Genomic DNA, 4,421 nt, shown 5'->3' with positions numbered 1-4,421 from the left:
TAAGAATGTTCAATACGCCTTTCTACCATACACGCATGACGGCATGATCCGTTGACCCGGCCATCCGGCTGCCTGTCCCTCCCCTACGGCAAGGCCCGGAAATGCTGGATGCGAGGGGCGCGATCCCCGATCAGGAAGGTGTCGAGGACATAAAAGCTGTCGTCCGGCGCCATTTCAATCCGTACCGGATCGTCGAAATGGCCGTCCCGCCCCCCCGGCGCACCCAGCCTCACATGCAGTGAACCATCCCCGTGGAAGGCCTGAACATGATGGCCCTCGGTGACGAGGATGTACCCCCTTGAATCCACCACCAGCGCCTTGGGAATCGACAGTCCGCCCAGATACCCCCCCTCTCGCCGGATGAGCCTCAGAAAATCGCCATCGGCATCAAACACCTGGATCAGACCATTGTTCTTGTCCGGCATGAAGATGCGCCCATCGGCCACGGCAAAGGCGTCCTCGGGATACTGGGGGAATCCCTCCATCTCATTGGAGTACCTTTCCCGCTCTCGACCCGCCTGATGCAGAAAGTTTCCCTGAGTATCAAAGCGCAGGACACCGAATTTCATGGGGTCGGTGATCAGCAGGGTACCATCCGGCGCCACGCGGATCTTGCGCGGACTGCGCAACACTCCCGGCTCTGCACGCTGCTCATAGGTGCCGATGGTCCCCCAGCCGCGCAGGAACCTGCCTTCGGCATCAAAAACCTTCACCGGCGGACCGGATTCACCGGCATCCAGCACATAAAACTCGCCTCCCGGCCCAACAGCCAGCGACTCGGGCGCGCTCAGGGCTTCCGGTGTCGTGCCCCACTGCCCGAAGTGCGGCACCCACTCGCCATCCCGGTTCAGACGCAGGATCCTGACCACGCCGACGGCGCCGTCGTCCGTCTTCTCCTCCCAACGCGTCAGCGCCCACAGGGTCCCGTCGGGACCCACCGCGATATCCCTGGCCCCGCGCAGCTCCCAGATGGCCAGGTGCAACTGTTCCGACAGCATGGGCTTGGGCGCCCTGTCGGAAGAAGCCAGGATCTGCAGACGAATCCGGTGCTTGCGATCAGCGTCGATCATCTCGTCCAGGACATGCAACCGACCGGCATCATCGACCTGCAGGTCCCGCAGGAACATGAACTCGCCGGTGTCGGTTCCCTGCCGACCGATGACATTGAGCAACTGTCCCTCGGGGGAAAACTGCAGTATCCGCCCATGGGCGGTATCGGCAAGAAACACATGCCCCCGGCCATCCACGGCCATGGAGCCACCCCGCCAGGCCACCTCATCAGCCGGGGAGGCCAGGATATTCAGCAGTTCGCCCTCGGCGGACAGGCGCTTCACGCGATGGGTATCCCCCACATGAATGATGCCGTCGGCGGCAATGCGCATGTCGCGGATACGGCCGTACTGATGTGCTTCCCGGCCATTGGGACCACTGAAAAAGGCCAGGAACCGGCCATCCGGCGCAAATTTCTTCACGCCCTTGACCCCGGAAAAGTCCGAAGCGGCCTCCACTACGTAGATATTGCCTTCATGGTCCAAGTCCAGATCAAAGGCGCCGCCCACCTGAGTGATCTCGCCGCTGAAGGCAATCACCTCGGAAGGACGCTCCGTTCCCGGAAAGACCTTCACGAGGGGCGAGGCATCCCCCATGGCCATCCGCGAGACGATCAACGCCCCCTCCTCGTCGAAGATGCCGTTGTGGACGTAGCCCAGCGGCCGCCCCTCATGGGTCAGCGGCCAGGGAGTCCCCTCCGGCTGCAAGGTCTCGGCGTCCAGCCTTGCGATCGCAGCCTCCGAATGGCGGTCCGACTTGAACAGCACATGCCAGCGACCCCGCGGATCCCGCAGTAACCGGGATGCCTCCATCCTCGTCTCCTGGTCCGGCAGCTTGAGGTCAACCGTGCGGATGACCTCATACCAGGGTCCCGCCCCCGTGACGACCGCGGGATCGGCCTTGGCCGCCACCGTATTGGCGGCACGGGTATCCTCCGCCGGCGGGCTCATGAGCACCAGCAGCGTCTTCAGCCCGTCAAGCTGTGCCGAAGACAGCGCGGCTTCATCAATCCAACCCTGGATACGACGCCTGTCCGCGGCCAGCAGATCCAGACCCTGCCCTCGCAGTTCCATCGCCAGACTACGGTGGCGATCCGGCAACAGCCCGTAGGCGGCCAGCGCACGCACGGTGAGACGATCCTGCTGCTCCAGTGACAGCAGCTCATCCGGCCAGGACACCGATGCCGCTCCGGACGCGACGGACATGACCGGCAGCCAAAGCAGCAACAACAACATCAACCCGCGTATTGCACTCATGCATGGATTCTCATCGTAAATAACCCTTGACTGAAGTCGAAGGCTTTATTGTGAAACGAGAGCATGGTTGATCCCATTTCCAACATCAGGCGTATTTACAGCCGCCCTCGACAGCGGGGCACCGCTGCCGATCCGGGCAAGATTTCGACTCGCATTCAAGTCGCTGTGCGCCCGGAGACCACAGTGTTCGCACACGAAACGATGTTTGCTGCGCTTGCCGATGCTTCCGCAGTCGGAGCAGGTCTGGCTGGTATAGGCCGGGTTCACGTATTCGACCGCAATACCCGCCGCTTTCGCCTTGTATTCGACGAAGCTCTGAAGCTGCCGCCATGCCCAGCGGTGCAGGCGGCCACGCATGCGCTTGCCCGCCTTGATGCGGGAGCGAATGTGCGTCAGGTCTTCCATCGTGATCTTGGCGACACCAGCCTGGATGGCTGTCTGGACGATAGCCTTGCTCGTTTCGTGATTGATGTGCTTCACACGCCGCGCCTCCTTGCCGGAGACCTGCCGGAGCTTTTGTTTGGCGCTCTGACTGCCGTTGGACTGGAGGCGGCGGCGCAGGGCAAGGTAACGGTCGCGCTTATCGCGCAGTGGATCGCCGCCGAAGACCTTGCCCAAGCTATGGGCGGCGAGGGTGTTTTCTCCGACATCCACACCCATCACAGGGCCGGATGCCACAGGCTCCGCGTCGCCGGACTCGACGACAAGGTTGAAAAACCACTGCCCTTTGCGCAATACCAGCTCCGCCTCCTTCGGCTGGCCGGATGTAAGGATGCGGCGCTGATGTTCGCCGGGACGCATTGCGACCTTGATACGGCCATCAAGCGTGTAGAGCGTGACAGCATCGTTCTTGAGGGTGTAGGTGCGTTTGTCGAAGTGCACGCTGAGGCGGTCGAAGCGGATTTCCGGGATCGGCTCATCTTTCCTGATGCGCCCGAGTTCCTTTTGCGCCTTGTAGGCCTTGCACACCGAGAAGATGACGTTGCAGCACATCTGGCTGCCCAGCGGCGTGGCCTCCCGCAGGTTGCTGTACGTTCGCTGGTGCAGCCCAACCCAGTTCCACAGACGATACTCACGCACGATGGGAACCAGACGGTTGCACGCATCCGCGTAGGCTGTTCGCAACGCAGCAAGCGCGCTGGCCTGCTCCGCGCTCACCTCCAGCCGGATCGACGCCGTGCGCATCATCGCTTATCGCCTCTTGGTGACATGCTCGGAACGCTCGATGTAGCGACGGATGGTTTCGGCACTGACGTTTCCCGCCGTGCCGACGTAGTACGACGGCGACCACAGGTGTCCGCCCCACAGCCGTTTCTTCAGCGCCGGGAACTGCTGGAACAGACGGCGAGCCGTGATGCCCTTGAGCACCTTGACGGCATCGGCCACGGCAATGGCAGGCGGGATGCTGACGAACAGGTGGATGTGATCCGGCTGAATCTCCTTGGAAATCACCGGCCAACCCCGTTCCGCGCAAATCGCATCCAGCATCGCCCCTGTTTCCTCCGCCACCGCTCCAATCAGTACGTCGTGCCGATACTTCGGGCACCAGATCACATGGTACGCCGTTTGATAGACACAATTACGTTTCGTGACAACATCGACCATGGGTCAAAGTTTACGCCACATGGTGCGCTTCGCGCACCCGCAATTCCTCCCGCGATTGAAATCGCGGGAGGAATTGCGGAGATTCTATGAAGAAAAGGCCGCCCGTCTCCGGGCGGCAAGGGTGATTGACATCCCGTCAAAACATTTCCTGGTGTAATGCCGCCGGTGCATCGGGTTCTGCCCGCGGCGGCGGCACCTTGGCGCCGCGACCATGCCGCAACGCCATCGAGACGGCCAGCAGGCGGGAGGGATCACGGAGCATGGCCGTGCCCACCACCCGGTCAGGCTGGATGCCCACGTCCGCGCAGCTCTCGCCCCCGGGGAGCCATACCATCCGGTTGGTCAAGCGCAGCACGGAACCGTCCGACAGGCCGACATCCCTCTGGCTGCTGCACTTGCCGAAGGTCGGGCGACCCACGATCTTCGCCCGTCCGTGATACTGCAGGGCACCGGCAAACACCTCCGCCGCACTGGCGGTCTCCGGTCCCACCCAGAGCCTGGGGTATCCCC

General features: G+C 62.5%; 4 protein-coding genes. All 4 read right to left on the bottom strand.

Annotated features, from left to right (window positions below):
- Positions 1-83: 83 nt before the first annotated feature.
- Positions 84-2,306 carry an NHL repeat-containing protein gene (locus tag ECTPHS_RS13470; protein ID WP_141565369.1) on the bottom strand — a complete coding sequence of 741 codons (2,223 nt, stop codon included), beginning with the start codon at positions 2,304-2,306 and terminating at the stop codon, positions 84-86.
- Positions 2,307-2,351: 45 nt separating this feature from the next.
- Positions 2,352-3,494, bottom strand: coding sequence for an RNA-guided endonuclease TnpB family protein (locus ECTPHS_RS13465; RefSeq protein ID WP_008933313.1), 1,143 nt, complete (start codon positions 3,492-3,494; stop codon positions 2,352-2,354).
- A gap of 3 nt (positions 3,495-3,497) precedes the next feature.
- Positions 3,498-3,911 carry an IS200/IS605 family transposase gene (gene tnpA, locus ECTPHS_RS13460; RefSeq protein ID WP_083838887.1) on the bottom strand — a complete coding sequence of 138 codons (414 nt, stop codon included), beginning with the start codon at positions 3,909-3,911 and terminating at the stop codon, positions 3,498-3,500.
- Positions 3,912-4,047: 136 nt separating this feature from the next.
- A partial coding sequence (locus tag ECTPHS_RS13455; protein ID WP_008933311.1) for a S41 family peptidase occupies positions 4,048-4,421 on the bottom strand: 374 nt, incomplete at its 5' end.

The organism is Ectothiorhodospira sp. PHS-1, from assembly GCF_000225005.1.
Lineage (GTDB): Bacteria > Pseudomonadota > Gammaproteobacteria > Ectothiorhodospirales > Ectothiorhodospiraceae > Ectothiorhodospira.
The sequence above is the reverse complement of the archived record's forward strand: the minus strand, read 5'-3'. Positions and strand labels throughout refer to the sequence as shown.

Bases quoted from the DNA above. Each gene is read 5' to 3' on its own strand.
- ECTPHS_RS13470 (WP_141565369.1), bottom strand. From the start codon at position 2,306: ATGAGTGCAATACGCGGGTTGATGTTGTTGTTGCTGCTTTGGCTGCCG.
- ECTPHS_RS13465 (WP_008933313.1), bottom strand. From the start codon at position 3,494: ATGATGCGCACGGCGTCGATCCGGCTGGAGGTGAGCGCGGAGCAGGCC.
- tnpA (WP_083838887.1), bottom strand. From the start codon at position 3,911: ATGGTCGATGTTGTCACGAAACGTAATTGTGTCTATCAAACGGCGTAC.